At 45.7% G+C, this 25855-nt stretch carries 20 protein-coding genes; 5 read left to right on the plus strand and 15 right to left on the minus strand.

The window, feature by feature from the left end:
* Positions 1–99 precede the first annotated feature (99 nt).
* Both KJB05_RS25990 and KJB05_RS25995 read right to left on the minus strand, forming a co-directional pair.
* Positions 100–2139, minus strand: a complete 2040-nt coding sequence (locus tag KJB05_RS25990) for a prolyl oligopeptidase family serine peptidase (protein ID WP_208445302.1) — start codon at positions 2137–2139, stop codon at positions 100–102.
* Between the two features lie 137 nt (positions 2140–2276).
* Positions 2277–3176, minus strand: coding sequence for a LysR family transcriptional regulator (locus KJB05_RS25995; RefSeq protein WP_005439033.1), 900 nt, complete (start codon positions 3174–3176; stop codon positions 2277–2279).
* Positions 3177–3332: 156 nt separating this feature from the next.
* Between KJB05_RS25995 and KJB05_RS26000 the strand changes: the two genes are divergently transcribed.
* Both KJB05_RS26000 and lldD read left to right on the plus strand, forming a co-directional pair.
* Positions 3333–5024 carry an L-lactate permease gene (locus KJB05_RS26000; RefSeq protein ID WP_005439034.1) on the plus strand — a complete coding sequence of 564 codons (1692 nt, stop codon included), beginning with the start codon at positions 3333–3335 and terminating at the stop codon, positions 5022–5024.
* A gap of 290 nt (positions 5025–5314) precedes the next feature.
* The gene (lldD, locus tag KJB05_RS26005; RefSeq protein WP_208445301.1) at positions 5315–6454 is read left to right on the plus strand and encodes an FMN-dependent L-lactate dehydrogenase LldD; all 1140 of its coding nucleotides are present in this window, start codon (positions 5315–5317) and stop codon (positions 6452–6454) included.
* A gap of 74 nt (positions 6455–6528) precedes the next feature.
* Here lldD and KJB05_RS26010 read toward each other — a convergent pair whose 3' ends face one another.
* Positions 6529–7584, minus strand: coding sequence for a glycosyltransferase family 9 protein (locus tag KJB05_RS26010; RefSeq protein ID WP_208445300.1), 1056 nt, complete (start codon positions 7582–7584; stop codon positions 6529–6531).
* Positions 7585–7676: 92 nt separating this feature from the next.
* Positions 7677–8024, minus strand: a complete 348-nt coding sequence (locus KJB05_RS26015) for a helix-turn-helix transcriptional regulator (protein WP_005439037.1) — start codon at positions 8022–8024, stop codon at positions 7677–7679.
* 349 nt (positions 8025–8373) lie between these two features.
* Here KJB05_RS26015 and KJB05_RS26020 point away from each other — a divergent pair, with 349 nt between their 5' ends.
* The gene (locus KJB05_RS26020; protein WP_208445299.1) at positions 8374–9477 is read left to right on the plus strand and encodes a mechanosensitive ion channel family protein; all 1104 of its coding nucleotides are present in this window, start codon (positions 8374–8376) and stop codon (positions 9475–9477) included.
* 46 nt (positions 9478–9523) lie between these two features.
* Here KJB05_RS26020 and KJB05_RS26025 read toward each other — a convergent pair whose 3' ends face one another.
* Together KJB05_RS26025 and KJB05_RS26030 are read right to left on the minus strand one after the other, a co-directional pair.
* Entirely contained in the window at positions 9524–10861 is a 1338-nt protein-coding gene (locus KJB05_RS26025; protein ID WP_213053120.1) for an IS4 family transposase, read from the minus strand.
* Positions 10862–10986: 125 nt separating this feature from the next.
* Positions 10987–11706, minus strand: coding sequence for a carbonic anhydrase (locus KJB05_RS26030; protein ID WP_208446154.1), 720 nt, complete (start codon positions 11704–11706; stop codon positions 10987–10989).
* A gap of 503 nt (positions 11707–12209) precedes the next feature.
* On the opposite strand from KJB05_RS26030, the gene KJB05_RS26035 reads away from it, so the two are divergent.
* Positions 12210–13193: a cytotoxin gene (locus tag KJB05_RS26035; RefSeq protein ID WP_208446153.1), complete on the plus strand. Its 984-nt coding sequence runs from the start codon at positions 12210–12212 to the stop codon at positions 13191–13193.
* Positions 13194–13337: 144 nt separating this feature from the next.
* Here the strand turns inward: KJB05_RS26035 and tdh are convergent, their stop codons facing one another.
* The 9 genes from tdh to KJB05_RS26080 all read right to left on the minus strand — a co-directional run bounded on the left by tdh (position 13338) and on the right by KJB05_RS26080 (position 25047).
* On the minus strand, positions 13338–14369 hold the full coding sequence (gene tdh, locus KJB05_RS26040) for an L-threonine 3-dehydrogenase (RefSeq protein ID WP_005383983.1): 1032 nt from the start codon (positions 14367–14369) through the stop codon (positions 13338–13340).
* Between the two features lie 203 nt (positions 14370–14572).
* Positions 14573–15766 carry a glycine C-acetyltransferase gene (locus tag KJB05_RS26045; protein WP_005432273.1) on the minus strand — a complete coding sequence of 398 codons (1194 nt, stop codon included), beginning with the start codon at positions 15764–15766 and terminating at the stop codon, positions 14573–14575.
* Positions 15767–15978: 212 nt separating this feature from the next.
* On the minus strand, positions 15979–18306 hold the full coding sequence (locus KJB05_RS26050; RefSeq protein ID WP_208446152.1) for an EAL domain-containing protein: 2328 nt from the start codon (positions 18304–18306) through the stop codon (positions 15979–15981).
* Positions 18303–19235 (minus strand): transporter substrate-binding domain-containing protein, encoded by a 933-nt coding sequence (locus KJB05_RS26055; protein ID WP_208446151.1) that lies wholly within the window; start codon positions 19233–19235, stop codon positions 18303–18305. The genes KJB05_RS26050 and KJB05_RS26055 overlap by 4 nt, the downstream gene beginning before the upstream one ends.
* Positions 19236–19296: 61 nt before the next feature.
* Positions 19297–20697, minus strand: a complete 1401-nt coding sequence (locus KJB05_RS26060) for an aminotransferase class V-fold PLP-dependent enzyme (protein ID WP_020195783.1) — start codon at positions 20695–20697, stop codon at positions 19297–19299.
* A 606-nt stretch (positions 20698–21303) separates the two neighbouring features.
* The gene (locus KJB05_RS26065; RefSeq protein WP_208446150.1) at positions 21304–22677 is read right to left on the minus strand and encodes a HAMP domain-containing sensor histidine kinase; all 1374 of its coding nucleotides are present in this window, start codon (positions 22675–22677) and stop codon (positions 21304–21306) included.
* A gap of 103 nt (positions 22678–22780) precedes the next feature.
* Positions 22781–23512, minus strand: a complete 732-nt coding sequence (locus tag KJB05_RS26070; protein ID WP_006741967.1) for a response regulator transcription factor — start codon at positions 23510–23512, stop codon at positions 22781–22783.
* 146 nt (positions 23513–23658) lie between these two features.
* Positions 23659–24354 carry a spondin domain-containing protein gene (locus KJB05_RS26075; protein ID WP_208446149.1) on the minus strand — a complete coding sequence of 232 codons (696 nt, stop codon included), beginning with the start codon at positions 24352–24354 and terminating at the stop codon, positions 23659–23661.
* A 9-nt stretch (positions 24355–24363) separates the two neighbouring features.
* Positions 24364–25047: a spondin domain-containing protein gene (locus KJB05_RS26080; RefSeq protein ID WP_005384002.1), complete on the minus strand. Its 684-nt coding sequence runs from the start codon at positions 25045–25047 to the stop codon at positions 24364–24366.
* 288 nt (positions 25048–25335) lie between these two features.
* Between KJB05_RS26080 and KJB05_RS26085 the strand changes: the two genes are divergently transcribed.
* Entirely contained in the window at positions 25336–25809 is a 474-nt protein-coding gene (locus KJB05_RS26085) for a hypothetical protein (RefSeq protein ID WP_208446148.1), read from the plus strand.
* The last annotated feature ends 46 nt before the right edge of the window (positions 25810–25855 follow it).

Genomic DNA, 25855 nt, shown 5'->3' on the forward strand with positions numbered 1-25855 from the left:
GCTTAGTCAACCTAACTAACACATTGAGTTCCCCCAACCATAAAAAATGCCGCGATGGATGTCGCGGCATTTTTTATTATGTTGAGCCTGCGCTTCGTATTAAATATCGAGCGTTTCGATACCCATGTTATGTAATGCAAACGCGTAAACGTCGGTAGTCAGGTCGATTTGTTTGCTCAGCGGCATCCCCGCGCCATGGCCAGCATTCACATCGATACGAATCAGTATCGGATTGTCTCCTTGATGCTTCTCTTGCAGCTCTGCAATAAACTTATATGAGTGCGCAGGGACAACGCGGTCATCGTGGTCTGCGGTCGTGACAAGCGTAGCCGGATACGAGACACCCTCTTTGACGTTGTGCACAGGTGAATACCCAAGTAGATATTGGAACATCGCCTCGGTTTGCTCTGAAGTGCCGTAGTCGTACTTCCAGCCCTCACCAGAGGTAAAGGTGTGGTAGCGAAGCATGTCTAATACGCCAACTGCAGGAATCGCCACTTTAAACAGCTCTGGACGCTGAGTCATACACGCACCAACCAACAAGCCGCCATTTGAGCCACCACGAATCGCAAGGCGCTCTGAGCTGGCGTAGTCGTGCTCAATCAAGTATTCCGCCGCGGCAATAAAGTCATCAAACACGTTTTGCTTTTGTTGCTGAGTACCTGCATTGTGCCAAGCTTTACCATATTCGCCGCCGCCACGCATGTTTGCCACCGCGTAAATACCACCAAGTTCTAACCAGTTCGCGACATTTCCAGAGAACATCGGCGTCAAACTGATGTTAAAACCACCATAACCATACAGCATGGTTGGCGCCGTACCATCTAGCTTAGTGCCTTTCTTATACGAGATGATCATAGGTACTTTTGTTCCGTCTTTTGAGGTGTAGAACACTTGTTGAGACTCGTATTCTTTACGGTCGAACGGAGCTTTTGATTCTTGGTAGAGTGCAGACTCACCGCTTTCCACATTAAAAGAGAAGATAGTTGGAGGGGTCACGTAGTTAGTAAAGGTGTAGTAAAGCGTCTTATCTTCTGCTTTGCCCTGTAAGCCATATACGGTGCCTTGATCAGGCAGAGTAACCTCACGCACTAACTCGCCTCGGTAAGTAAACTGCTGAACCTTGGAGAGAACATCAACCATGTAAGTGGCAAATAAGTAACCACCACCTTTACTGATATCCAGCGGTTGATCCTGCTCGGCAATGATCTCTGTCCATTGCTGAGTTTGAGTGTTGTAGCCAACCACTTTGCCGTTAGGCGCATCTAGGTTGGTATAAAAGATTAAGGTGTCATCTTGGTTATCAATCAGATGTGTATCACCATCGGTTGTATCTCGAAGCGTGATAACGTCTTGCTCTTCTGAAGCTAGATCGACATAGAACAGCCTGTTACCCGATGTCGACTCTGCGCCTGTAATGATAAGGAAACGATCATCTTTAGTTGTCACTCCCCCTACATAACGGTGCTTCTGCGCGTCCAACGCACCAAAGACGACTTTGTCTTGAGATTGTGGTGTGCCTAACTCATGGTAGTAAAGCTTGTGCTGCTCAGTGCGCGCCGAAAGCTCACTGCCCTTAGGTTTGTCATAGCTCGCGTAATAAAAGCCCTTGCTACCAAGCCAAGAAATTGTGGTGAACTTAGCGTCGACAATTTCAGGCTCAAGCTGTTCTTTGGTTTCTACATTAATGACGAAGATCTTACGCCAGTCGCTGCCACCCTCAGAGATAGAATACGCGACAAGAGAGTCGTCTTTAGAGAACTTAACTTCACCAAGTGATGTTGTTCCCTCTTCTGAAAAGGTATTCGGGTCTAGGAAGGTTTCCGCTTCTTCATCACCCTTTTTGCGGTATAAAACGCTCTGGTTCTGCAAGCCATCGTTTTTGTAGAAGTAAGTGTATTCACCATGAACAAAAGGTTGAGAGTACTTTTCGTAGTTCTGGCTGCTCGCCACTAAGTCGCGAATTTGTTGGCGGAAAGGAATTTGACCTAAGTAATCAAAGGTCACTGAATTTTGTCCTGAAACCCACTCTGCGGTTTCTTGGCTGAGATCGTCCTCTAACCAGCGGTATGGATCTGCGATGTCGTGACCAAAATAAGTGTCGACGACAGAATCTTTACGAGTTTTTGGGTAATGCATAACGTCCGTGTTACTCCGTTTGAAGTTAAGTGTTTTGTTTTATTATTTTGTTGAGATTTATTCTCAATACCTACCTTAGGGTTCAAACACCGAATTTCAACCAATAGATTGAAACATTTCTTATATTTATGAACCAACTAAAAGTAATGCGAGATAGTGAGGTATCGCTCTCGGATGTGTTCGATCAAAAGCTTCACTTTATTCGGCGGCTGACGAGTAAAAGGGTAAACCGCATAGATACCAAGCTTTTTACCAACTAATTCAGGGAAAATATCCACCAACTCACCACTGCGAATATCGTGATAGACCAAACAACGCGGTACGTAGGCGATACCATGCCCACCCAAGGCTGCCTTGCGTAATGCCGTAGCGTTATCTGTCGAGAAACAACCCGAGACTCTGACAATGTAATCGCCATCTTTGCCTTTGAACTGCCAGTCGGTCGCCCCAGTAGTTTGATAAGCGTATTGCAAACAGTTGTGCGTGGTTAAGTCGATAGGCTCAATCGGTTTGCCATTTTTGGCGATGTAAGAAGGCGAGGCACAAACCACCCATTGTGAATCGAGAATATGACGGGCAATCAGGCTGGAATCTTCTAGATAGCCAGTTCGAATCACCAAGTCAAAGCCTCCAGCAACCAAGTCAACAAAGCGATTATCAAGCGACATATCGACGGTTAAACCTGGGTGCATATTACAAAACTCGGCTACAGCGTCCGCCAGAATCAAATCACCCGAGATAGTCGGCACCGACATTTTGATATGACCGCTGACATTCTCACCAAAGCCTGAAACTGCATCCATAGCCTCCTGAGTGGCTTGCTTCACATTTTTAGCACTGTGTAACAAAACCTTTCCCGCTTCGGTCAGGGTCAATTTACGCGTTGTTCGATATAATAGCTGAGCACCGATTTCTTCCTCTAACCGAGCAATCCTCTTACTAACTACCGAATTTGTAAGGTTATTTTCTTCCGCCACCTTACTAAAGCTACCCATTTCTACTACCTGTGAGAACAGGATTAGGTCATCTGCACGCATCGATTATGTCACTTTTGGAATAAATTAATTTCATTATTTCCCTATATCTATAAAAAATAAAGGGGTAAATTCACGCCAAATTAACAAAACCATTACAACAAAAATCATCTCTACAGCATAAAGCCGTTCGAGAAGTCAGCGTACGAGGATGTACCAATGAGTGAAACCCTACTTGCCCTTGTGGCGTTTTCGCCAATTGTTGTCGCCGCCATATTATTGGTTGGTCTCAACTGGCCTGCTAAAAAAGCCATGCCTGTTGCGTTCGGTCTAACCGTCGCTATCGCCCTAATGTTTTGGGATATGTCAGCTACTCGCGTACTGGCGTCTGTCTTCCAAGGGTTAGGTATTACTGTCTCTGTTCTTTGGATCGTGTTTGGTGCCATCTTCTTGCTCAACACTTTAAAACACACTGGCGCGATCACCACTATTCGCAATGGATTTACTGATATTTCAGCCGACCGTCGCGTTCAAGCCATCATCATCGCTTGGTGTTTCGGCTCATTCATTGAGGGCGCATCTGGCTTCGGTACGCCTGCTGCTATCGCTGCTCCTCTATTGGTCGCCATTGGCTTCCCTGCGCTTGCAGCGGTACTGATGGGCATGATGATCCAATCTACGCCAGTATCTTTCGGTGCGGTTGGGACACCAATCATCGTAGGTGTGAACAAAGGTTTAGACACGCACAACATCGGTGAAGCACTGGTTGCTCATGGCTCAACATGGGACGCGTACCTACAGCAAATCACCGCAAGCGTAGCAATGATTCACGCAACGGTTGGTACTCTCATTCCTGTACTCATGGCAATGATGCTGACGCGCTTCTTCGGTAAGAATAAGAGCTGGAGCGAAGGTCTAGACATTCTACCTTTCGCGCTGTTCGCAGGTGTTGCCTTTACCGTGCCTTACGCACTAACAGGTGTGTTCCTAGGTGCTGAGTTCCCGTCATTAATCGGTGGTCTAGTTGGTCTGGCGATTGTAGTTACTGCGGCTAAGAAAGGTTTCCTCGTTCCAAAAACCAAGTGGGACTTCGAGAGCGAAGATAAATGGCCAGCAGAATGGCTAGGTTCTCTAAAGATCAATCTTGATGACAACCCAGGTAAACCAATGAGCCTAACCAAAGCTTGGGCACCATACGTGATGCTAGCAGTTATCCTAGTAGCAAGCCGCGTAAGCCCTGAGTTCAAAGGTCTTCTTAAGAGTGTAAGCCTATCGTTTGGTAATATTCTTGGCGAAACAGGCATCAGCACGGCAATTCAACCTTTATACCTTCCGGGTGGCATCTTAGTCTTCGTTGCGTTACTTGCTGTTCTTCTGCAAGGTGGCAGCGCTAAGTCACTTGGCAAAGCATTTGGCGAATCAAGCAAGACACTAATTGGCGCAGGTTTTGTTCTTGTCTTCACCATCCCTATGGTTCGTATCTTTATTAACTCAGGTGTCAACGGCGCCGAGCTAGCAAGTATGCCTGTAACCACGGCAAACTTTGCAGCAGACCTCGTTGGCTCAGCATTCCCGGCGTTGAGTGCTACTGTTGGTGCCCTTGGTGCATTCATCGCCGGCTCTAATACCGTGTCGAACATGATGTTCAGCCAGTTCCAGTTCGAAGTAGCGCAGACACTGACTATCTCAAGTGCCATTGTGGTTGCTCTTCAAGCGGTTGGCGCTGCTGCCGGTAACATGATTGCAATCCACAACGTTGTGGCAGCCTCTGCAACGGTTGGCCTGCTAGGACGAGAAGGTGCAACACTGCGCAAGACGGTTATCCCAACGTTCTACTACTTGGTGGTCACAGGCATCATCGGTCTGATTCTGATTTACGGATTCCAACTAACAGACGCCTTAATGAAGTAACACTTACGCAGGGTCTCCCCCGCCCTGCACTTTCTCTGGCACAGCGGTCAGCACTACTACCCCGACACTTTTGGTGTGGCTTGCTGCATCAATCCCCCGACCGATGTGCCAGTCTTTTTCAGTGCAGATAATTGATTGTTCCGTGTATGGAATGTCTCACAGCTCAATCACTTATCTATACTCTATTCTGATGTCGACTGCCGAAAGGATGGCAGTCAGTGAAACACTGACAGAGCAGGTGCTCATTGACTCAGGACGCAATCTTAGAATAACAGCCAGGACACACGAATATGATTATCTCTGCTTCTACAGATTACCGCGCTGCTGCGAAAGCCAAGCTGCCTCCATTCCTTTTCCATTACATTGATGGCGGTTCATACGACGAGCGCACGTTAAAGCGCAACACCGATGACTTAGGTGACGTAGCACTGCGTCAGCGTGTTCTGCGTGATATGAGCGATCTAAGCCTAGAAACGGAAATCTTCGGCGAGAAGCTGGCAATGCCAATCGCTCTTGCGCCTGTTGGCCTGACTGGTATGTACGCGCGACGTGGTGAGGTTCAAGCAGCAAAAGCGGCAGAAAAGAAAGGCATTCCTTTCACCATGTCGACCGTATCTGTTTGTCCAATTGAAGAAGTGGCACCTGCGATTGAACGCCCAATGTGGTTCCAACTGTATGTTCTAAAAGATCGTGGCTTTATGAAGAACGTACTTGAGCGCGCGAAAGCCGCTGGTGTAACAACGCTGGTTTTCACAGTAGATATGCCAGTTCCGGGGGCTCGTTACCGTGACATGCACTCTGGTATGAGTGGCCCTAATGCCGCAATGCGCCGTGTATTCCAAGCTATGCATCACCCAAGTTGGGCGTTGGATGTCGGCGTATTAGGTAAACCTCACGACTTAGGTAACATTTCAACTTACCGTGGCGAACCAACTAAGCTGGAAGATTACATTGGCTGGCTAGGCGCAAACTTCGATCCTTCAATCTCTTGGAAAGATCTAGAGTGGATTCGAGACTTTTGGGACGGACCAATGGTCATCAAAGGCATCCTAGACGAAGAAGATGCAAAAGACGCGGTTCGCTTCGGTGCCGATGGTATCGTGGTATCTAACCACGGTGGTCGCCAGCTTGATGGCGTACTTTCAACAGCAAAAGCGCTGCCAAGCATTGCAGATGCAGTAAAAGGTGACCTGAAGATTTTCGTCGATTCAGGTATTCGTACTGGTTTGGATGTCGTTCGAATGCTGGCACTTGGTGCAGACTGTACGCTACTTGGTCGCTCTTTTGTATACGCACTCGCAGCCCAAGGCGGTGCTGGCGTAGAGAACTTGCTTGACCTTTACGACAAAGAAATGCGCGTAGCAATGACGCTTACAGGAGCGAAAACCATCTCTGACTTATCGCGTGATTCTTTGGTGAAGATTCCTTAGGCAAATCGCTCTAAACCATGTTCATATAAAAAGTGACAGCCTATTGTGCTGTCACTTTTTCATTTCATCCGGCGTTACGCCATTCTTAACACAGGCTCAAACTCGGCTTGTTCTTCCGAAAGAAACAATCGAATCGCATGGCATTTCTCTCCCATCAATCCGAATCGCTGTGGGCACGTCTCTGTATAAAAACCAAAGCAAGTCGCACCTGCGGCATCCGCTAAATGCAGCGGCCCCGTATCACAGCAAAGAAAGCCATCAAGATAACGCAACGTTGCACCCAATTGACGCAGGTCCTTGCATGCCAAAGTGCGGGAGTCTTTTAATAGTGGCTGCTGGATATCTGGGCTTAATACCTCTACCCAATTCACACTCTGTCCTTGCTTGCGTTCAAATTCAGCCAGAATGGTTAACCAAGCATGATCACTGAGCTTTTTCTTGCCTCGCGCACCACGGAAGAAAGCAAATGTTGGCTTGCCTTCTTCGCGTAATTTACGTGCTTGCTGAATACCAGAGGAAAGCTCTTTTGAATCAAACACAATATGATGATCCAAGGTGCTATCAAGCTCATGTCCCATCGCTTCAAGGATAGAAAGTGGCTTGTAGGCACCGTGACGAAAAGGCGAATCGGCGACCGAGGAGTGAGTAAATACTTGCTCTGTTTTCACTTTCTTAAAAGCGATCTTGTTCTTCGCCGGAATCAAAGCGGAAAGAAAAGTGTCACACGCGCCCGCAGTCGGTGCGAACAACAAGTCATATTTATCTCGCTTTAACAGACGGATGGTCGCAAGTGCTTTATCTGGCGATTTGAATGACAAGTTGGAGTAATGAATTTGATTGATGCCAAGATTCTTGAAGACTTCCCCTTGCCAAGGCGAATTCAACAATAGATCAACTTTAGTATTTGGGTATAAGCGTAGAACCTGATGAACAAACGGAAGCAGGAAGTACATATTTCCGATACGACTGTTGTTTCTCACGATCAAAATACGTTTCACCTGATCGTGCGGCATTGGGTCGTGAACAGTGAGAGAGTCGTCATTCAACCAACCTGCAAGTTTAGGCTCAAATTGGTGCGTCAAACGACGACGTTGTTTATCGAAATTACGGAGAAAAGTCTTCACAGCCATTCCTTTAATTCAAAGGGACATCATGGCTGCTAGTTTTATCAGTAGAGATGTGAATAAATTGTCTACGACAAAAAATACACGGATGGAATCGGTTAGTTCACCGTGTGTTCGTACTCGATCACAACTTGGTTGCCTTCAATGAAGACATTACGGATTTCACCATCTACAGTGATACGGTTTTGTAGGTACACGGAGCCCGAAGAAGAAATATCGCGTTTGCTCATAGATGGAATCACTTGACCAGGGCGAACGTGCAATTGTTCACAAAGTTGCTTCACGAAGCCAAGTGTTAGCGGAGCATTCCCACGTAACAATGCAGAGAACTCATGCAAGCTTAAACCTAGGCGCTTTGCCATCTCCATTTGGGTGAGGTGCATTTTTGCTTTTTGCGACATCCAAATGTCGTAGAGCGCATTTCTATCTAGCTCTGTGAATTCCATGGTTTATCTCCGTATGTCAAAGTGACACTAAAGTCTCATATTTGAGCTTGATAAATGTTAGCGATGAGTCAAAGAACCTACAATTGATGGTTCGAATGATAGCGCTTATCTTTCAAAGTTCGAGTTTCATCACACCATGTAGGTTGAACAGCACAAACTTTACATTTCACCATACGTATCATCATCTTGTATTTACACATTAATCATTAACATCACACTAAACACTCATCTCCTTAATAACAGTTATAAGAAGACAAGAACGGACTATTCGAATCACATCATTTTGCTAGGGCGGAAACTCAAACTCTGCTACCTTTCACTCATTGTTCCAAAAAATGAAACTTTACTTATGCCACAGTGGTTTACAGAACTTCAAACTTACATCATGGCCCATCATCAAGACTGGAGCAGCAGCGTACTGTTCATTACGATTGCGAGCTTTTTTGCTTGGATTGCGTGGCGCGTATTGCATTCTCGATTAGCTATTTTGGTCGAGAAAACCCCCTTTCATTGGGATGACCTTTTATTAGAAGCACTCAAAACCCCCGTCAGTACCTTAATCTGGTGTTGGCCTGCGACGGTATCTTTAGGCATTGTTCTGCAAAGTGAGTTGGGGAACGAGTTCAACTGGCTCAGCACCCTTAAACTCATTCTTGTTATCAGCATCCTAGTTTGGATTGTGATGCGCCTTATCACCAACGTCGAAGACTACGTGCTTGAGCAGAAAACCCGTGACGAGACAACCGTACAAGCCGTCGCGAAAGTAGCTCGCCTGTTCTTTATCGTTATCGGCGTATTGACCGTTATGCAGGCATTTGGCCTCAGCCTTTCTGGTTTACTGACCTTTGGTGGTGTCGGTGGTTTGATTGTCGGTTTGGCAGCCAAAGATCTTCTATCAAACTTCTTTGGTGGTTTGATGATTTACTTCGATCGTCCGTTTAAAGTTGGCGATTGGATCCGCTCTCCTGACCGTCAAATTGAAGGAACGGTGGAACGTATTGGCTGGCGTATGACCAGCATTCGTACCTTCGATAAGCGACCTATCTATGTGCCTAACTCAGTGTTCAGCAACATCGTGGTCGAAAACCCGTCTCGCATGTTGAACCGCCGAATCTTTGAGACGATTGGTCTGCGCTACGACGATGCAGATAAAGTACCAGTAATCATTGATGAAGTGCGTGAAATGCTGAAGAACCACAAAGACATCGATACGCGCCAGACCCTTATCGTCAACTTCGATGCGTTTGGTGCGTCTTCACTGAACTTCTTTATCTACACCTTCACTAAAACGGTGAACTGGGGTCGCTACCACGAAGTGAAGCAAGATGTGCTTTTGCAGGTCATGGCGATCATTAAGAAGCACGAAGCGGATATTGCGTTCCCTACGCAAACACTCAAACTTGACCCGATTCAAATGGCGAAAGCTCAAGCGCAAGACGACAGTGGTTTCTAATTTCAAAATACCAAACACAAAGCCCGCTAAATCAGCGCAATGTAGTTCACTTAAGCTGAGCTGCTTTGCGATTAACAGGATATCGGGTCTTTGATATTTTTACCGCCCTAGGCCGATTAGGCTTAGGGCGTTTGTCTATAAAGAGGATGGATAAATCTCCCCTGAGACTCTTTAAACGCTTAGGTGTATTGCCTGGCGATATCGCTTTACTCATCACCTTCAGTTGGCTCGCTATAAACTGACAAGCGTATTTAAAGCTAATTTCATTCGGCATTCTTCCATGCTCAACTGCTGCCTGACTCGCTTCACGTCTTACTAAGTTATAACCAAGCAACAGCCCCCAGAGTTCTTGATAAACAAGGTCTACTGTTTTGCTGCGTAATACTAAGGTATTGTGTTGCATTGAGCTTTTGATATCACGATAACCCAATTCGATTTCCCAACGCTCGTGGTAGAGTTTGGCTACTGCCTTCGCGTCGTAGTTTGTTCTAGGAAGGGAGGTAAAAACGGTTTTCTGCTTACCTTGTACTTCGTAGGTCACCGCTCTGACTTGCCATTTCTCAGGTAAGCTAGGGTTCTTTTTGCGAGCTTGCGGAGAGACTTTCATTTCTATGAGCATGTCATTACTTTCTTCTTCATCTAGAAGTGTGTATTTCAGCCCCTTCCTTGCTGGTATCAACCAATGCCTATTGATACCGCTATTTTGAAGAGAGAGAAGTAAGTCTGCACCGTAAAACCCTTTATCCAGTAACGTCACAGAGTTATCTGGCAAGGAGTCGATGAAGGGCATAGCAAGTGGGATTTCACCACGCCGATAGGGGCTTATGGCGGCATCAGCGATGACATGAGAGCGGACATTCATTATGGTCACAACTCTTAGCACTGGATGCGGTGTCTGTCTGTTGCTAGAGGTATTACCTGAGCCAAAGTGCTCTCTAAGTTCGGGGGTATCCGCGGTTCGAAAAAGAGCACCGTCTACAGCAAAAACTTGTAATCCTTGCCACGTATCATCACGGTATCGTTCAAGACCCCACGTCCGCCCACATTGTTTAAACAACCACTCTGGTGCAGCTCTACCTAAACGTTGTCTTGCCTGAGTTAAAGCACTTTTTGCTAATAACTCTTCATCAGCTAAGCCATCCGCACAGACATTCATTCTTCGTGCAACTTCGGCAATAGGTTCATTACGGAAGAAGGCCATGCCGACAATTAACCACAAGACCATGTCACTTGGTAGCCGACGTCGGCGAATAGTCGCTTTATCAGAAAGACTGGCCGCCTTAACAACCCATTCATCTGGAATATGTTCAGAGAAAGTGGTGAGTTGAGCTACATCAACAGGATTTTCTTCGAGGAAATCGGCAAAACAGTTTTGGATAGACATAAAAAATCGGAAGCCTAGAAACAGGCTTCCGATTATCTCTCAGCAGAAGGATCGGTCAACCGATCCTTATCTGATCTACATTGCGCTAAATCAGCGGGCTTTTTTATGACCGGTCACTTCAACCATTATTGCTGCGCTAGAATCATTCGAGCGTTAAGAGGTTGGATTGGACGGTTGTTTTGCCCCATCGCTTTCGCAAACTCTTCCACCTGCTCCGGGGAGATGGTTTGTGTCTCTTTAATCACCAACCAGCGAACACCTTCAGAACACGGTGGCGTAGTCAAAGAGCCATTAAAGCGGTAGTAATCTTTGTCACTTGGGATTAGCGCGTCAGCATCAAATGGAACCTTGATGGCAACATCTTGATCTTTAGTTGGGATGTTAGCCAGCAGCTTAGCTAGATCGGGGTTCGCATCACCCAGTTTAAAGAACACCGCGACAACCGCCAGATGGCCAACTTTGTCGGCATGCACAAAGTGTGCTTCCAATGGGTATTCTTTACCATCTACATGGTTTTCAGATGGCGTATGGAAGTGGAACTGTTTTAACGTAAACTCTTTACCATCAATAGTGAGCGTGTTTTTGCCTTCTAAACTGGTTTGTAAAGTGTGGCCGTTATTCAGCAGTGAAATCGCCTTGCCTTCGTAATCGAAATCCAATTTTTTTAGTTTGGCTTCGGTCGCTGATTCAATATTGATTGGACTTTGGTTTTGACCTTTAGCACATTCAGATGCGAATTCGCCCCAATTTGCCGGGCCGTGCTCACCCTCATAGCCCCAGTTTGCCGCGTTTGCTGAGCCTGCAAATACCAATGCTAAACCAAGTGCTGTCAGTGACTTTCTCATTTTCATTTCCTTTTGTATCTATGGTTAAGTAATGAACACTTTCTTATGCGTATGTTCACGCATGCAGTATTAACAAAGGAATGACGAAAATGGATTAGCTCGAGCTATGCAATCTATGTTTACCTGCTAAATTTGGAAATGATCTCCACATTTTATGTAATTGATAAGTCGACAATTAGAAACCATAGAGAATCAGATCAGTACAAAAATATTGCAGCAATAACGTGGAGATTATTGGCTAAACTGACTGTCAAAACAATAACTTTGAATATTATAAATACACATTTTAATAATCATTATGAATAAACCAATTCTTAACAGTCATCTATTGCATTTTATAAGTGGTTTTTATTTAGCCACAACAAACTTAAACACACAGCTGAATTTAAAATACAATTTCGTTCTGAGCTTTTTGTTAGTAAAAATCACTATTTAAACAGTCACCTCATGAAATATTGAAAATCATAGGTATTCTTTTATTTATTTTTATTGGAATGCCGACCATGCGATTTCAATCAGCGCCTACTAATACAGAAGAAGCACAAGAAACCACAGCGCAACGAGCAGCACGACATCAGCAAGAACGCAGGGATGAGTTAACTTACTCGTCAAGTGACTATAAGCGCTGGAATGATAACCGAGACAAAGTCGTCGCCGACCGCAAAGAAGAAGAAGAACAGAAAAACCATATTTACGTGGGCGAAGAACGTGAGCTGCCTGACGCTATCCTGTCGCCAATGCCAACATCTAGAATGGAAATGAACGATGCAATCGGAAAACGTGTCTTGCCATCAGACCTGCTTGGTTCTAGTTTCGCTAATCAGCCTGTTAGTGCAGAGGTTGTCGCTCTTCAAGTGTCATCACTCAACCCTGCGACTCAAAAGGAAGTTAAAGAAAGTGGTGAGCTTGTATTTAGCGGCATGCAATACAAACACGCTCATGGAACGGTAGGTGCGCTCCAAGTTATCGATACATACTCAGGAGAACAACCCGATAAAAATACATCACAGATGGCCTACTGGGTCGCGCAAGGCAAGTATCTCGATATACCTAAACACCCTGATCCTCATCGCGACCATTTATATGTTTTCACGCCCAACTTCAGCGGCTGCTCTTTTGTTGCGGATGACTGGAGCGATGATTTAATCAGGGTTTACCATGTGGAAGGTGGCAAAGAAGATAAGCAATACAATGACGTGAAAGACCACAGCAACGGATTAATCAACTATATGAGTTTCCGTGATTACGGTTTTTACCAAAAAGGCAGCACTACGATTAAGAATATTACGGGCTTTGCCTTTATGCGCTACAACACTCAAACTCGAAATTGGGAAATTCATTACCAGAAGCAAGAGCATGCTCCTTCTATCAGCCAACCTACGACATCAGCTAAAACTCTTTTCTCATCAGAAAAGCACACGGCAAAAGTCATGGCGTCGAAGGAGTCTCGTGTAGTTGAAACAGGAACTATCGTAATAAAACGCTAACGTTGAAGTAATAATGAGTTTGAGTTGTAAACGAGCACTATCCAACAAAATAGTCAGTCATTAAAAACAAAAACGCCCCAAGGTTCACTTGGGGCGTTTTTATTAATCTTGTATCAAGAGGTTTTAGGCTGCTTTATCGCGACCTTATTCCCAATCAAGAATAACCTTGCCGGACATACCGCTGCGCATTACGTCAAAGCCTTCTTGGAAGTCATCAATCTTGTAGTGGTGCGTGATGATTGGCGATAGATCCAGACCAGATTGGATCAGTGAAGCCATCTTGTACCAAGTTTCGAACATTTCACGGCCGTAGATACCTTTGATCACCAAGCCTTTGAAGATAACTTGGTTCCAGTCGATACCCATGTCTGATGGTGGAATACCTAGTAGTGCAATACGACCACCGTGGTTCATTGTGGTTAGCATTGAGTTGAATGCTGCTGGGTTACCAGACATTTCTAGACCTACGTCGAAGCCTTCTGTCATGCCTAGCTCAGCCATTACGTCTTCTAGCTTCTCTTCAGCAACGTTCACTGCGCGTGTTACGCCCATCTTACGAGCAAGCTCTAGACGGTATTCGTTCACGTCTGTGATCACTACGTGACGAGCACCAACGTGTTTTGCTACTGCAGCTGCCATGATACCGATTGGGCCAGCACCTGTGATAAGCACGTCTTCGCCTACTAGGTCGAAAGAAAGCGCTGTGTGTACTGCGTTACCAAACGGGTCAAAGATAGACGCTAGATCGTCAGAGATGCCTTCAGGGATCTTGAACGCATTGAACGCTGGAATCACTAGGTATTCTGCGAATGCACCTTCACGGTTAACGCCCACACCAATAGTGTTACGGCATAGGTGAGTACGGCCGCCACGACAGTTACGACAGTGACCACACGTGATGTGACCTTCGCCAGATACGCGGTCACCGATTTCAAAGCCACGAACTTCCTGACCAATCGCAACCACTTCACCCACGTATTCGTGACCAACAACCATAGGCACTGGAATTGTCTTTTGTGACCATTCGTCCCAGTTGTAGATGTGTACGTCTGTACCACAGATAGCGGTTTTCTTAATTTTGATCAGAATGTCGTTATGGCCAACTTCAGGTTTATCAACCTCAGTCATCCAGATGCCTTCTTCAGGCTTTAGCTTTGATAATGCTTTAATTTTCATAGTATTCACCAAACATTGCCCCGCTCTATGCGTGACAAAAAACTCTTTCATCTAATGCGTTTAAAGAAGAAACAAAGGCTTTGCCCATGAGCCGACTCAGAAGAGTTGGGAAAGCCTTTTTATCTTTAAACGTAAGCTCTTTCTCCTTCCCATCTAACCCCTCCCCTCTGTTTTAGGAGGCGGCTAGGAAGGTGAAACGAAACTTAGATGATGCCCATGTCCTTACCAACTTGGATGAACGCGTCGATTGCACGGTCTAGTTGCTCACGAGAGTGCGCTGCAGACATTTGAGTACGGATACGCGCTTGACCTTTTGGTACAACAGGGAATGAGAAGCCGATTACGTAGATACCTTTCTCTAGAGCGCGCTCTGCGAATTCTGCTGCTACTTTTGCGTCACCAAGCATGATTGGAATGATTGCGTGGTCAGCACCACCCATTGTGAAGCCTGCGTCTTCCATACGAGTACGGAAGTGTGCTGCGTTTTCCCATAGACGGTCACGTAGGTCACCGCTCTCTTCTAGTAGGTCTAGAACGCGGATAGAAGCGCTTACGATTGCTGGTGCAACAGAGTTAGAAAATAGGTATGGACGAGAACGCTGACGTAGCCAGTCAATCACTTCCGCTTTACCAGACGTGTAACCGCCTGAAGCGCCGCCCATTGCTTTACCTAGCGTACCAGTGATGATGTCGATACGGTCAACCACGTTGTGGTGCTCGTGCGTACCTGCACCTGTTTTGCCCATGAAGCCAACAGCGTGAGAGTCATCAACCATAGTCAATGCACCGTACTTCTCTGCTAGGTCACAGATAGCTGGAAGGTTTGCTACTACACCGTCCATTGAGAACACGCCGTCCGTTACGATAAGAATGTGGCGAGCACCAGCTTCTTTCGCAGCAATCAGTTGTTGCTCTAGCTCTTCCATGTTGTTGTTTGAGTAGCGGAAACGCATCGCTTTACATAGACGAACACCGTCGATGATTGACGCGTGGTTTAGTGCGTCAGAGATGATTGCGTCTTCTTTACCTAGAATCGTTTCAAATAGACCCGCGTTTGCGTCGAAACATGATGTGTAAAGAATCGTATCTTCTTTACCTAGGAACTTAGAAAGCTTCTGCTCAAGCTCTTTGTGGATGTCTTGAGTACCACAGATGAAACGTACTGAAGCCATACCAAAACCGTGCTCGTCCATGCCTGCTTTACCCGCTTCGATAAGTGCTGGGTGGTTAGCAAGACCAAGGTAGTTGTTCGCACAGAAGTTTAGTACTTCTTCACCAGTAGAGATTTTAACAGCCGCTTGCTGTTGAGACGTGATGATACGCTCTGCTTTGTAAAGGCCTTCCGCCTTCACTTCTTCAATTTGCTGTTCAATCTGTTGGTAAAATGCAGAAGACATTCGCAATTCCTTCCTGTTTATTTTGTCGAGTTTTCACTCGATTAGAATTAGGTTGAGCCTTTATGTGACGGGGGTCACAGGCACTTACTTATCAATTAAGTGTAGTGTAATTCAAGGAAGGAAGAACGATTATCCCTCAAGGTGGAAAAGCATTAATGAATCTGAGGCACGAATCCAGTTAATGCTTTTCTATGAGGTTGTAATGAAAGGAGTTATAGCCAAGTCGGCTTAGCTAAAAGTGCTTCAAAGTCCTTAGCAGGTAATGGTCGGCTATAGTGGAAACCTTGTCCAAACTCACAGTTTAGGTTTTTCAGATAATCCACATGACGCTGTTCTTCGATGCCTTCTGCGACGATCTTCAGATTCAGCGCTTTCGCCATCGCAATAATCACGTTCACAAGCTCACGGTCGGACTCATTCTCAAACATGTTCTGCAAGAAGCTGCGGTCGATCTTAAGGCGATCAAACGGGAACTTCTGCAAGTAACTTAATGCGGAATAACCAGTACCAAAATCATCAATGGTGAGCTTCGCGCCCAATGCTCGTAAGCTGTCTAACATCCCCATCAGTTCATTACTGTGGTTGAAGAGCAAGCTTTCCGTTACTTCTACATCGAACATTTCGGCAGGTAATCCTGATTCTTCGAGATGCTGCTTAATTTGTTCTAAGAGTTGATCACAGTATCTAAACTGTACACTAGAGAAGTTTACTGACACGAACAGCGGTGCAACGGTCTGCCATTGAGCGGCTTGGTGGCACGCTTGGCGAATTGCAAAATCCCCTAGCTGATGAATCAAACCGTTCTTCTCGGCAATCGAGATAAACTCTTCTGGATTAACGAAACCAAACTTCTCATCGTTCCAACGCATCAAGGCTTCAGCGCCGACAATCGTACCGCTGTTCAAGTCGATAATAGGTTGGTAGTAGAGCTCCAATAAATCGTGCGCAATGGCATGACGCAGACGGCTTTCTAAATCTAAGAAGCGCTGCAAATCTTGGTTCATGTTGTGGTCATAGAAGCAGAAGGCATCACGACCATCTTGCTTCACGCGGTACATCGCCATGTCTGCACACGCCAATAGTTGCTCTGCGTTGTCGCCATCCTCTGGGAATACTGACATACCGACACTCGCCGATAGGAAGAACTCGTGGTTTTGCCAAACAAACGGTTCATTGAACACAGACAGGACAGTCGTTGCAAAACGTTTTGCGCTGTCGGCATCTTGCAAATCAGGGATAACCAAGAGGAATTCATCGCCACCAATACGCGCGAGTAAGTCAGTCTTGCGTACCGCGTTGTGCAGGCGTTCTGCTGCCAGCTTCAAGACTTCATCACCGACAAAGTGACCCATGGAGTCATTGATTTGCTTGAAGTGGTCGAGGTCAATGAACATAACCAACACGTTTGAACCCATTCGCTCAGCGCGTGACAGTTCCAGATCCAAACGTTCTGAGCCATATACTCGGTTTGGTAGCCCAGTCAGAGAGTCGTGTTTTGCTTGGTAAGCCAGCTCCATCTCTGATGATTTACGACGCTCGATTTCACTGGTTAATCGTTGGTTTTGCTGAGACAGAAAGTCTTTACGCTTTTTCTCTTCTTCCAGTTTGATCTTAAGTTCAACACGCGTGTTATTCAGGCTAAACGCATACAAGAGACCAAACACAATCAAGATAGCAAGAATACTCAATCCAGTAATGAACACGCGTGAGGTATAGATGTCGCGTTCACTGAGCGATTCAAACCACGCCATCAACTCAAAGTGATGACGTTCAATTGGCACTTCGAAGTAAATCTTCTCTTTAAGCTCTTGAGATAGCGCGTTTGGGCCCGTAACGTTTTCTTGTTCCAACTTACGGCTGATCGAATCCCAGACTTCCATTTCAACATCATTGATCTTCAGAACCATGCGACTGTAACTGTCTTCATGTTCCTGATTGGTGAGTTGAGAAATCACCATTTTCTTGTTGATGTCAGCAATCAAATAACCAACCGGTTTGCCTGAGAACATCACTTGCTTGACCACTTGGATTAACACTCTGCCGTCATCACGAACGGCTCGTATCTCTTCGGTGTTTTTGTGGTTTTGCAGTAATCGCGAGGTGTCGATACGATGGTCTGTTTTCACCCCGGTTGTGACGATCGTTGAGCCATCAAGGCCAATCAGAGTCAGCTTCTTGTAGATGATTTGGTTGTTGACGATTTTCGTTTCGGACTTTTCTTGCAGCTTGCGTTTCAAATTAATCAAACTCGCACCCAAGCCGTATTCCATCGACATGCCAGAAGCGAGGTTAGCAAAAAAGGTCTGCACCGTTTTGTCGGTGGATAGATGGTCTATATCTTCGCTGGCAAGCGTAAATAAATTATCAAGCGTACCTGCGTAACTTTTCACCTTTAGGCCGAGTTCTCGGTGTTGTGAATCTTTTAATTTATTTTGACCTAAACTCGTCACAGTAATAAGCATCGCCAAGTAGAGCGATACCAAAATCGCGCTGATGGTAATGATCTTCTTGCTTGATATTTTTTTTACAGACTTTCTCATATATCTTTCTTACTATCTTCTAAGAAGTAGTCATTATAGAAATAGTAAATAGATGGGTAATATTTCTCGACCAGAGCTTGGTACGTCCCATCTTGCTTAATTGAATTCAAATATTGGTTAAACGCGGCTTTTAATTCAGGAGAATCCTTACGGAAGGCAACCGCCATTTTTTGATTTTCAGAGACTGGGCCAATGACTTTGATTTCACCTGGCCATTTTTCTAATGCAATCAGTGTATCTGCCACATCTAGCAGCGTACTCTCTGCATCGTTCTTCATGATGGCAGGAACCATTTCGTTCAAACGGCGCTGGCCATCAGGCAAAATCACCTTAGCACCCGTGTCATACAAGTTGTAAAGATTTGGGTCTAGGCATGAGTGCTCCATCGCCAGAACTTCACGTCCGTTAATCAAAGCTTTGACTTTGGTGATGTCGCGCTCCACCGAGCCAGTCGGAGTGATTGGCGTAAGAGTAGAATCGGTACGAGCCACCAGCCACACAGCAGATGGGAAGTAGTCATCTGAAAAATCGACGATTTGAGCACGCCAATCCAAAATAGTGACACCGTTAGCAATCAGATCACCTTCAACCGGCATCTTCTCACCCACAACCAGCTGCGCATCTTTGTATTCGACTTGCTGGCCTGTCAGTTTACCAACCACATTATTCCACTGCGCTGGCACGTACTGGTAACGCACGCCGAGAGATTGAGCAAACCCTTTAATGATATCGACATCAAGACCTGTCAGTGTCTGCATTTCCCCTTGATCAATGTAAGAAACGAAGCTGGCGTAAGGCACACCGATATGACGCAGCACGCCACTGTCTTTAATGTCTTGCAGATCGCCCGCCGAGGCAGAAGTCGACATGATTGAAGCAAGAGCAACGGTAAGTGCCGTCATGGTTCGTTTGATTGTTTTCACTGACATGGTGAATATCCCTCTCTTCCACAAAGCGCCCAATAAAGGGCGCTTTGAAAGTTCAACAACGTTAGAACGAGTAGTAAAGATCCGTGATGGCTTCTACAAGCCCTTCTACGTCTTTCTCATCGTGGAATAGATGCGTTGAGATGCGCAGTGCTTGTGTTTCGTAAGCATCATCTTTGTACAGCTTGAAGCTTGTCGTACGGATGATGTAGCCATAGTCTTCACGCAGACGGTCTCGGAACAAGGTGAGTCGTTCTTCATCTGTCACATCGCTAAATGGGTTGAACGTCGTTAGGCCGCTGGTTAAGCCTTCCACATTTGGCGAGTACATTTGAGCATGTGGTAACGCTTCATTAAGCAGCGTTTTGCATAGGTCACTTAGTTCAAGAACGCGCTCTTGAATGCGGTCACGACCAATCTCATCCCACATCTTACAGCTATCAGCAAGTGCTTGTTTTGCTGGGTAGTTGTCATTACCAATGTATTGCATTTGCAATTGCTTGCCTAGGTAATCAGCGTGAGAAAGAGAAGAGTTGATCAACCACAATGGATTCTCGCGATCGCTCCAGTACTCATTCAAACGGTTGCCGTTATCACGTACATACAAGATACCTGTCGCGCCAGGACCACACTGCCACTTATGACCAGATCCTGCATAGAAATCACAATCCATATCGTGGAAGTCTAAATCGAACATACCAACAGTGTGCGCACCATCAACTAAGGTTGGGATACCGTGTTGTTTTGCTAGAGAACAGATTTCTTTGGCTGGAAGTGTGGTACCTGTTTTGTAGGTAATGTGCGAGAAGACGATAAGACGAACGTTGTGGTGGGCTTCAATCGCTTCGCGGAACGCTTGAATGTAATCTTGTTCAGAAACGTCTTCAGTACCAGTGAAAACAGGAAGTTGAATTTCGACCACATCCACACCGAAGCGGTGTTTTGCTACATTCATTGGAGAAGTAGCAGCAACGTGTTCGTGGTGAGTCGTTAGGATGACATCGCCCGGTTCGAAATGAAGGCCATTGATAATAGAACATAGGCCATCAGTGGTGTTGCGGCTCAGAATGATTTCATCTGGGTTAGCACCAAAGCCCGGCGCTACTTGCGTCACCATTTCAGAAACATGAGGCCAAGCACCAAACTTGTCTTTCATATCCCACGGGTACTTAGCAACGATTTTGTTGTTGTCTTCGTAACCTTCCAGAACATGTTTTGGCATTGAACCTGTCGTACCGATGTTCATGTAAGTCGTTCGTTTATCCAATACGAACTGCTTTTGAACTTTACGCCAAAAGCGTTTATCGTTCTTTTTACCTAGACGGCTCCAGTCGATATTCGGTTCCTTTGCTTGAACAGCACCAGAAAACGCTGAAGCACTGACGCCAGCCACAACTGCACCAGTTGCACCTTTTAAAAAATTGCGGCGGCTGCGATTAGTCTGAATAGATTCCTTGTCGCTCATCTTTTCGATCCTTGTCGGAAGTTTAGCCATATTATTAATTATGAATCCGTAACTATCTGTTACTAAACCATTATTACCTAATAGGTCTATAGTTTAGATTTTTCCGCTGCAATTAAGTGACTTTAGTTCCACTTTTTCATTCCATCTGATGATATAAGCAACAATTCCCACGCCTACAAATAGACAACCAAACACATATTAAAATATTCACTAAAACACTTATTGCTAATATAAATCACAAATCAATTTATAATCTCTACGAAAAGATAAAAATTATGTTTGTAATATTTTCATCACAAATTAGACAACAAGGTTAATATTGCAATCTAGCACGTTAAACATGTAACAGAATACGTTTTATTCGCACATGTTATTTGTTCAACGATTAAATAACGGATTGTATGAATTATTCGAGATGAAATTAATGTTTAATGAGTATGACTAGCCGATTCTGTTTTCAGCAATTACATTGAGTGTGTAGCTTAAGAGAAATACCGGTTATATGAGACAAACAAAAAGCGCCCGATAGATAGGCGCTTGCTTTATGTGTGATAAGAGTTGGAACTAGGGGATCAGAGTAAGAACCTAAAGGCGGTGAGAAAACGCTCACACCGCTCTTAGAGTGAACTTCTGTTGATACTGAGAGGATGTTGCATTGGTCTCAAGGTAGCTGTGGTGAAGCATTAAGATCGATTGGACAATCTTCGTCCCGATCCCCAAAGAACCGCCCTCCGCTTCTTTCTCGATGTGATTGACGAAGGTAAAGTGGATGCGCGACTTATCCTCACTCAAATGCGCTTGGCAATGCACTTCTGAGCCAATTGGGCTATGGCGCAGCGCATTTTCAAGCAAGTTAAGCACCAACCGCTCTAAAAGACCTTTATCACCCACGGTTTGGATTTCGCTATCGATATCCACTTTCAACACCACTTCTTTACGAGAAAACTGGCTTTGCATCGTTTCAGCACATTCTGCCATCAACGCGCCAAGATCTACGGGGCGGTACTCGTAGTTTGGCATTGGAGCTTCTTTGCGCGCGGCGTCTAACAAAGAATGCAATTGAGTTGAGAGCTTCTCACAATTTCGGAAAGCGACGTCAATCAAAGGATCGGATTCCGGATGTTGCAAACGCCACGTTTCCAAATAGCCCAGCACGCTCGATAAAGGCGTTTTTAAATCATGACTAAGCTGCAACAAGCTTTGACGACGATGAGACGATTGATACTCCAACTGTAAAAACTGCTGCTGAATGTGCTTCGCCATCATCTGATAAGAGTGTGCAATCGGCACGAGTTCCGGCACTTGGTGAGTAAAATCAGGTTGCAGGCGGAAATCATGTTCAGCTTGCTGTTGAAGTTGCTTGGTCACACGCTCAATCGGATTCAATAGGCTACGTTTGACCAGCACATAAGCCCCAAGAGCAAAACCTAAAATGGACACTAAGACCAATCCTGCCAGCGCGATGTAAGGAGTATCGACTTGAGCATTGGCAATGGCGTCATGTCGGGTACTGCCAATCACCACGTAGAGATAACCGACCGTAGAGCCTAATTCCTCTATCGCCGCAACAGAAAAGACTTTGTGCTCACCACGATTACGTGGGTCTTCACCCAAAATAGGAAAAGGCTGGTCATTTAAGAATTGCTTAATGGGATTGAGATCCACCTTCCCCATGATCTCCGCCCCTTCCGGTGCAGCATGGGTGGTGATGTTACCTTGGCTATCGAGGAAGTAGATTTCAAAATCAGGGCCGATCAGCATGAGCGTGTGAAAAATCGACTTGAGCGCTTTCGGATTGTAATCCGTCCCGATCATCAGCGGATTATCATCACGCATGTGGCTTGCCAGCTCTTTATGTAGGCTTTGCTTAGTGCGTAACTCAATGGTTTCTTTTTGCCAATTGTAAGTCAGTGCAATCACCACCGCCGCGAGGCAAAACCACAAGCTAGTAAATACCACTAAGCGAGATTTGAAGCTCATCCTATCGCCTCCTTAAACAGCGATGTTTCTGAAACACCCGTGATGATTGAAAAATGACGGTGAAAACAACTGCCGACTTACTGTCTTGAGTTACTTTCTTGCATTAGTGTCTTGGTTGAAACTTATATCCAACACCCCAAACAGTTTGAATGAAGTGATGATCAGAATCAGACAACGACAACTTGCTGCGTAAACGGTTTATAGTGCTACACACCGTATGGTGATAACCAGAATGACTGGTGTTCCAGACATGATCGAGCAGCTCATCTTTACTGTAGACTCTACCAGGACGAGTCGCGAGAAACTGCAACAACGTAAACTCCGTCGCGGTGAGCGTGACATCTTTATCGTTTAAGGATACTTGGTGCAACTCCGGAATAATTCTCAGCGGACCAAAATCCATCGCATCGTCGAGGACCTCATTTGCCACCTTTGCTTCTGCGGTTTGGCTGACTCGGCGTAGCACGTTTCGCACTCGTGCTTGGAATTCTAATACGCTAAATGGCTTAGTGATGTAGTCATCAACACCCGCTTCTAAACCGTCAACCTTGTCCATTTCACCGTCTCTGGCTGTCAGCATGAGCACTGGGCTCCAATCTTGTTGCTGACGCAAATAATGGCAGATATCTAGGCCATCACCATCTGGTAAACCTCGGTCAAGGATCAATAAATCAAAGGGTTGTTGCTGGTATTGCGCTTTAGCATCGGCGACATTTGTGGCTCGCGACACTTGGTGTCCTTGAAACTTGAGATGCATCTGAACCAGTTCTGCCAAATCATCGTCATCTTCCACCAACAAGATGTTCGCGACTAAATTGATTGCCTGTTGTTCCATGGTCCTTTCCTTGCCTTCGAGTATCCTCACTTTGCACATGACCGGAACAAATTAGAAATTCTTTCAAAAAAGGTTCCGATGACGCCATGAGGGATAAAGCGCTCGACTACAAGCGCTTTGGAAAGGAGACGTCATCGGAGCCTGTGTTACTCGACTCGAGTGATGGTGACTTTCGCACCTGGGTTCAAGAAACGATGGTTCGCAGAGAGTGCTGAGTTTGCTAATCCGTCATCTTGGCTAACAACACCCGCATGGAATGCAACAGCGTCACTGCTGTCATTACGAGTGGCGTTGAAGCCCTCACCGCCACCTGCTGGGCCCGGGATGGTTGCGGCAAGCTCATCGTTTAGCTCTGTACCGGAATCCCAAACGTTCATGCTCATTTCATAGCTTTCACCCACTGCGAGCGATTTGAGCGATAGCCCCGTTTCGCCAACAAAGGCATCATTGGTATTCACAAACATAGATGCCACAGACAAGTAGCCGTAACGACTAGGGTCAACCGTGATGGTGACTTCGTCAGATGCACCCGGCAACACCAATCCATTGCCCGAAATACCTTGGTAAACACTGTCATTGCTGTTCATCAACTCAATCAGCTCGGCGTTACTGCCGCCTTCGGCAAGATGCTCAAGTTCAACGGATGCCGCTTGGCCAATTTCAAACAGTTGGTAGTCACCATTGTGAGTAAGTACCGCGAGCAGAGACATAGGTTGATTCGCAGTCAAGTTCGCCACGTTGACGGTGTAGCGGTACGATTTCACTACGTCATTATCATCATCGCTTGGACAACCGGCGAGCAAGCCGATTGAAGCTGCTACTAGTAAGATTCTGTATTTCATACATCCCCCTTACTTCACAACGATTGTGATGGTTGCAACTGGGTTTAACCAACGATGGCTGCTGCTGTCTAGGTCACTGATGCCGCCAGTTGGATCGCTATCACCAAGGTTACCCGGATGCACGTGAACTTTGTCGTTAGTTACCGTTGCTTCAACGCCTGTGCCGCCAGTACCAAAGGTAATGAAAGGTGGGTTTGGCATGCTAGACGCAAGTTCATCGTTCGCTTCTGTGCCGGCATCGTAACTTCTTAGCGTCGCTCGGTATGTACCCGCTTCCGTTGGAATCTTCCAACTATCTAGACCGACGAAACCATCATTGGTTGGCAACAACATCGCGCTCAGAGAAAGATAACCATGGTCGCCACTGTCCAAGGTGAAGGTGGTTGCAACACCTGGATTCAAAATGCCACCAGCTGGGTTCTCTACCACCGCACCACCAGCGTTACCAATCACACTAGCAAGCCCAGAGATATCACCGCCTTCTGCCATTGCTTCTAGTTCTGGCGTTGCTGCTTGACCCGTTCTGAACATTTGAAGGTCAGAGCCATGTGCGGCAACAATAAGAGGCGTAAAGTAGATGCCTTTGGTTGCGTTTGTCACGGTGATTTCCAATTCCGCTGCATTCACTGATGCAGAGCCTAGTGCCATAGCGACTGAAGTCATGACGAGTCCGAGTTGGGTACGTTTTTTCATTGTGATTCCATCCTTTAATGAGGGTTGAACTACCCAAGCCCATGTGTACGGCTTTACTTCTTTGTTCGTGACTTGAGTAGGTTAAGCATTACGTTTCGAACGTTTTGCGTTCTTGCCTCTAAGAATGACGAGCAAATCTATCAGCAACTTCATCGAATTCTCATAAAATTCTCACAAGTTCTGTTCGAATTCTGTCAGCAGCACTTTTTTACTCTTAATCAGGTATTTACACGTCGCGCTTTCCCCTCCTACAATGCGGTATTCTCTGTTTAAATCACGATTCTCACCATGATTCATAACGTTCTGTCTGCCTACTATGGCGAAATCTACGGCATCGCTTTTTTCAACCACTACTTGAGCCATTACGCCCAAAGTGAACAACAAACGCTGTGGCAAACCTTGATTGAAGTGGAAGAGCTCACCGCAGAAAAGCTCAAACCTGTACTGCTGACAAATGGCATGGATATCGAAAGTCGATACCAAGAGATGCTGGATAAAGGCTTGGAAGATGCAACCAAATGGATTGGTTTACCATGGCAAGAGTTGGTGGCGACTCTTCTGAAGTGGGTAGAACCTTATGAGGTCAAGTATCGAGAGTGGCATGAAGAAGTGAAAGCTTCACAACAATATTCAATCGCTGAACGAGAAGCTATCGAGTTGATTGCAGACCACGAAACGGCCATTGATCACTGTTGGCAGCAATACCATACTGGTGAATCTGGCTTGCCTGCACTCAATGCATTTTTGGCAAAATATCGTTAAAGCGAGACAGTGACACTTGAACCTCGTGAAACCGTACCAGACAATA

The organism is Vibrio sp. B1ASS3 (genome assembly GCF_905175355.1).
GTDB lineage: Bacteria > Pseudomonadota > Gammaproteobacteria > Enterobacterales > Vibrionaceae > Vibrio > Vibrio owensii.

Excerpts from the sequence above, each read along its gene's own strand:
- KJB05_RS25990 (WP_208445302.1), bottom strand. The coding sequence starts at position 2,139 with ATGCATTACCCAAAAACTCGTAAAGATTCTGTCGTCGACACTTATTTT.
- KJB05_RS25995 (WP_005439033.1), bottom strand. The coding sequence starts at position 3,176 with ATGCGTGCAGATGACCTAATCCTGTTCTCACAGGTAGTAGAAATGGGT.
- KJB05_RS26000 (WP_005439034.1), top strand. The coding sequence starts at position 3,333 with ATGAGTGAAACCCTACTTGCCCTTGTGGCGTTTTCGCCAATTGTTGTC.
- lldD (WP_208445301.1), top strand. The coding sequence starts at position 5,315 with ATGATTATCTCTGCTTCTACAGATTACCGCGCTGCTGCGAAAGCCAAG.
- KJB05_RS26010 (WP_208445300.1), bottom strand. The coding sequence starts at position 7,584 with ATGGCTGTGAAGACTTTTCTCCGTAATTTCGATAAACAACGTCGTCGT.
- KJB05_RS26015 (WP_005439037.1), bottom strand. The coding sequence starts at position 8,024 with ATGGAATTCACAGAGCTAGATAGAAATGCGCTCTACGACATTTGGATG.
- KJB05_RS26020 (WP_208445299.1), top strand. The coding sequence starts at position 8,374 with ATGCCACAGTGGTTTACAGAACTTCAAACTTACATCATGGCCCATCAT.
- KJB05_RS26025 (WP_213053120.1), bottom strand. The coding sequence starts at position 10,861 with ATGTCTATCCAAAACTGTTTTGCCGATTTCCTCGAAGAAAATCCTGTT.
- KJB05_RS26030 (WP_208446154.1), bottom strand. The coding sequence starts at position 11,706 with ATGAGAAAGTCACTGACAGCACTTGGTTTAGCATTGGTATTTGCAGGC.
- KJB05_RS26035 (WP_208446153.1), top strand. The coding sequence starts at position 12,210 with ATGCGATTTCAATCAGCGCCTACTAATACAGAAGAAGCACAAGAAACC.
- tdh (WP_005383983.1), bottom strand. The coding sequence starts at position 14,369 with ATGAAAATTAAAGCATTATCAAAGCTAAAGCCTGAAGAAGGCATCTGG.
- KJB05_RS26045 (WP_005432273.1), bottom strand. The coding sequence starts at position 15,766 with ATGTCTTCTGCATTTTACCAACAGATTGAACAGCAAATTGAAGAAGTG.
- KJB05_RS26050 (WP_208446152.1), bottom strand. The coding sequence starts at position 18,306 with ATGAGAAAGTCTGTAAAAAAAATATCAAGCAAGAAGATCATTACCATC.
- KJB05_RS26055 (WP_208446151.1), bottom strand. The coding sequence starts at position 19,235 with ATGTCAGTGAAAACAATCAAACGAACCATGACGGCACTTACCGTTGCT.
- KJB05_RS26060 (WP_020195783.1), bottom strand. The coding sequence starts at position 20,697 with ATGAGCGACAAGGAATCTATTCAGACTAATCGCAGCCGCCGCAATTTT.
- KJB05_RS26065 (WP_208446150.1), bottom strand. The coding sequence starts at position 22,677 with ATGAGCTTCAAATCTCGCTTAGTGGTATTTACTAGCTTGTGGTTTTGC.
- KJB05_RS26070 (WP_006741967.1), bottom strand. The coding sequence starts at position 23,512 with ATGGAACAACAGGCAATCAATTTAGTCGCGAACATCTTGTTGGTGGAA.
- KJB05_RS26075 (WP_208446149.1), bottom strand. The coding sequence starts at position 24,354 with ATGAAATACAGAATCTTACTAGTAGCAGCTTCAATCGGCTTGCTCGCC.
- KJB05_RS26080 (WP_005384002.1), bottom strand. The coding sequence starts at position 25,047 with ATGAAAAAACGTACCCAACTCGGACTCGTCATGACTTCAGTCGCTATG.
- KJB05_RS26085 (WP_208446148.1), top strand. The coding sequence starts at position 25,336 with ATGATTCATAACGTTCTGTCTGCCTACTATGGCGAAATCTACGGCATC.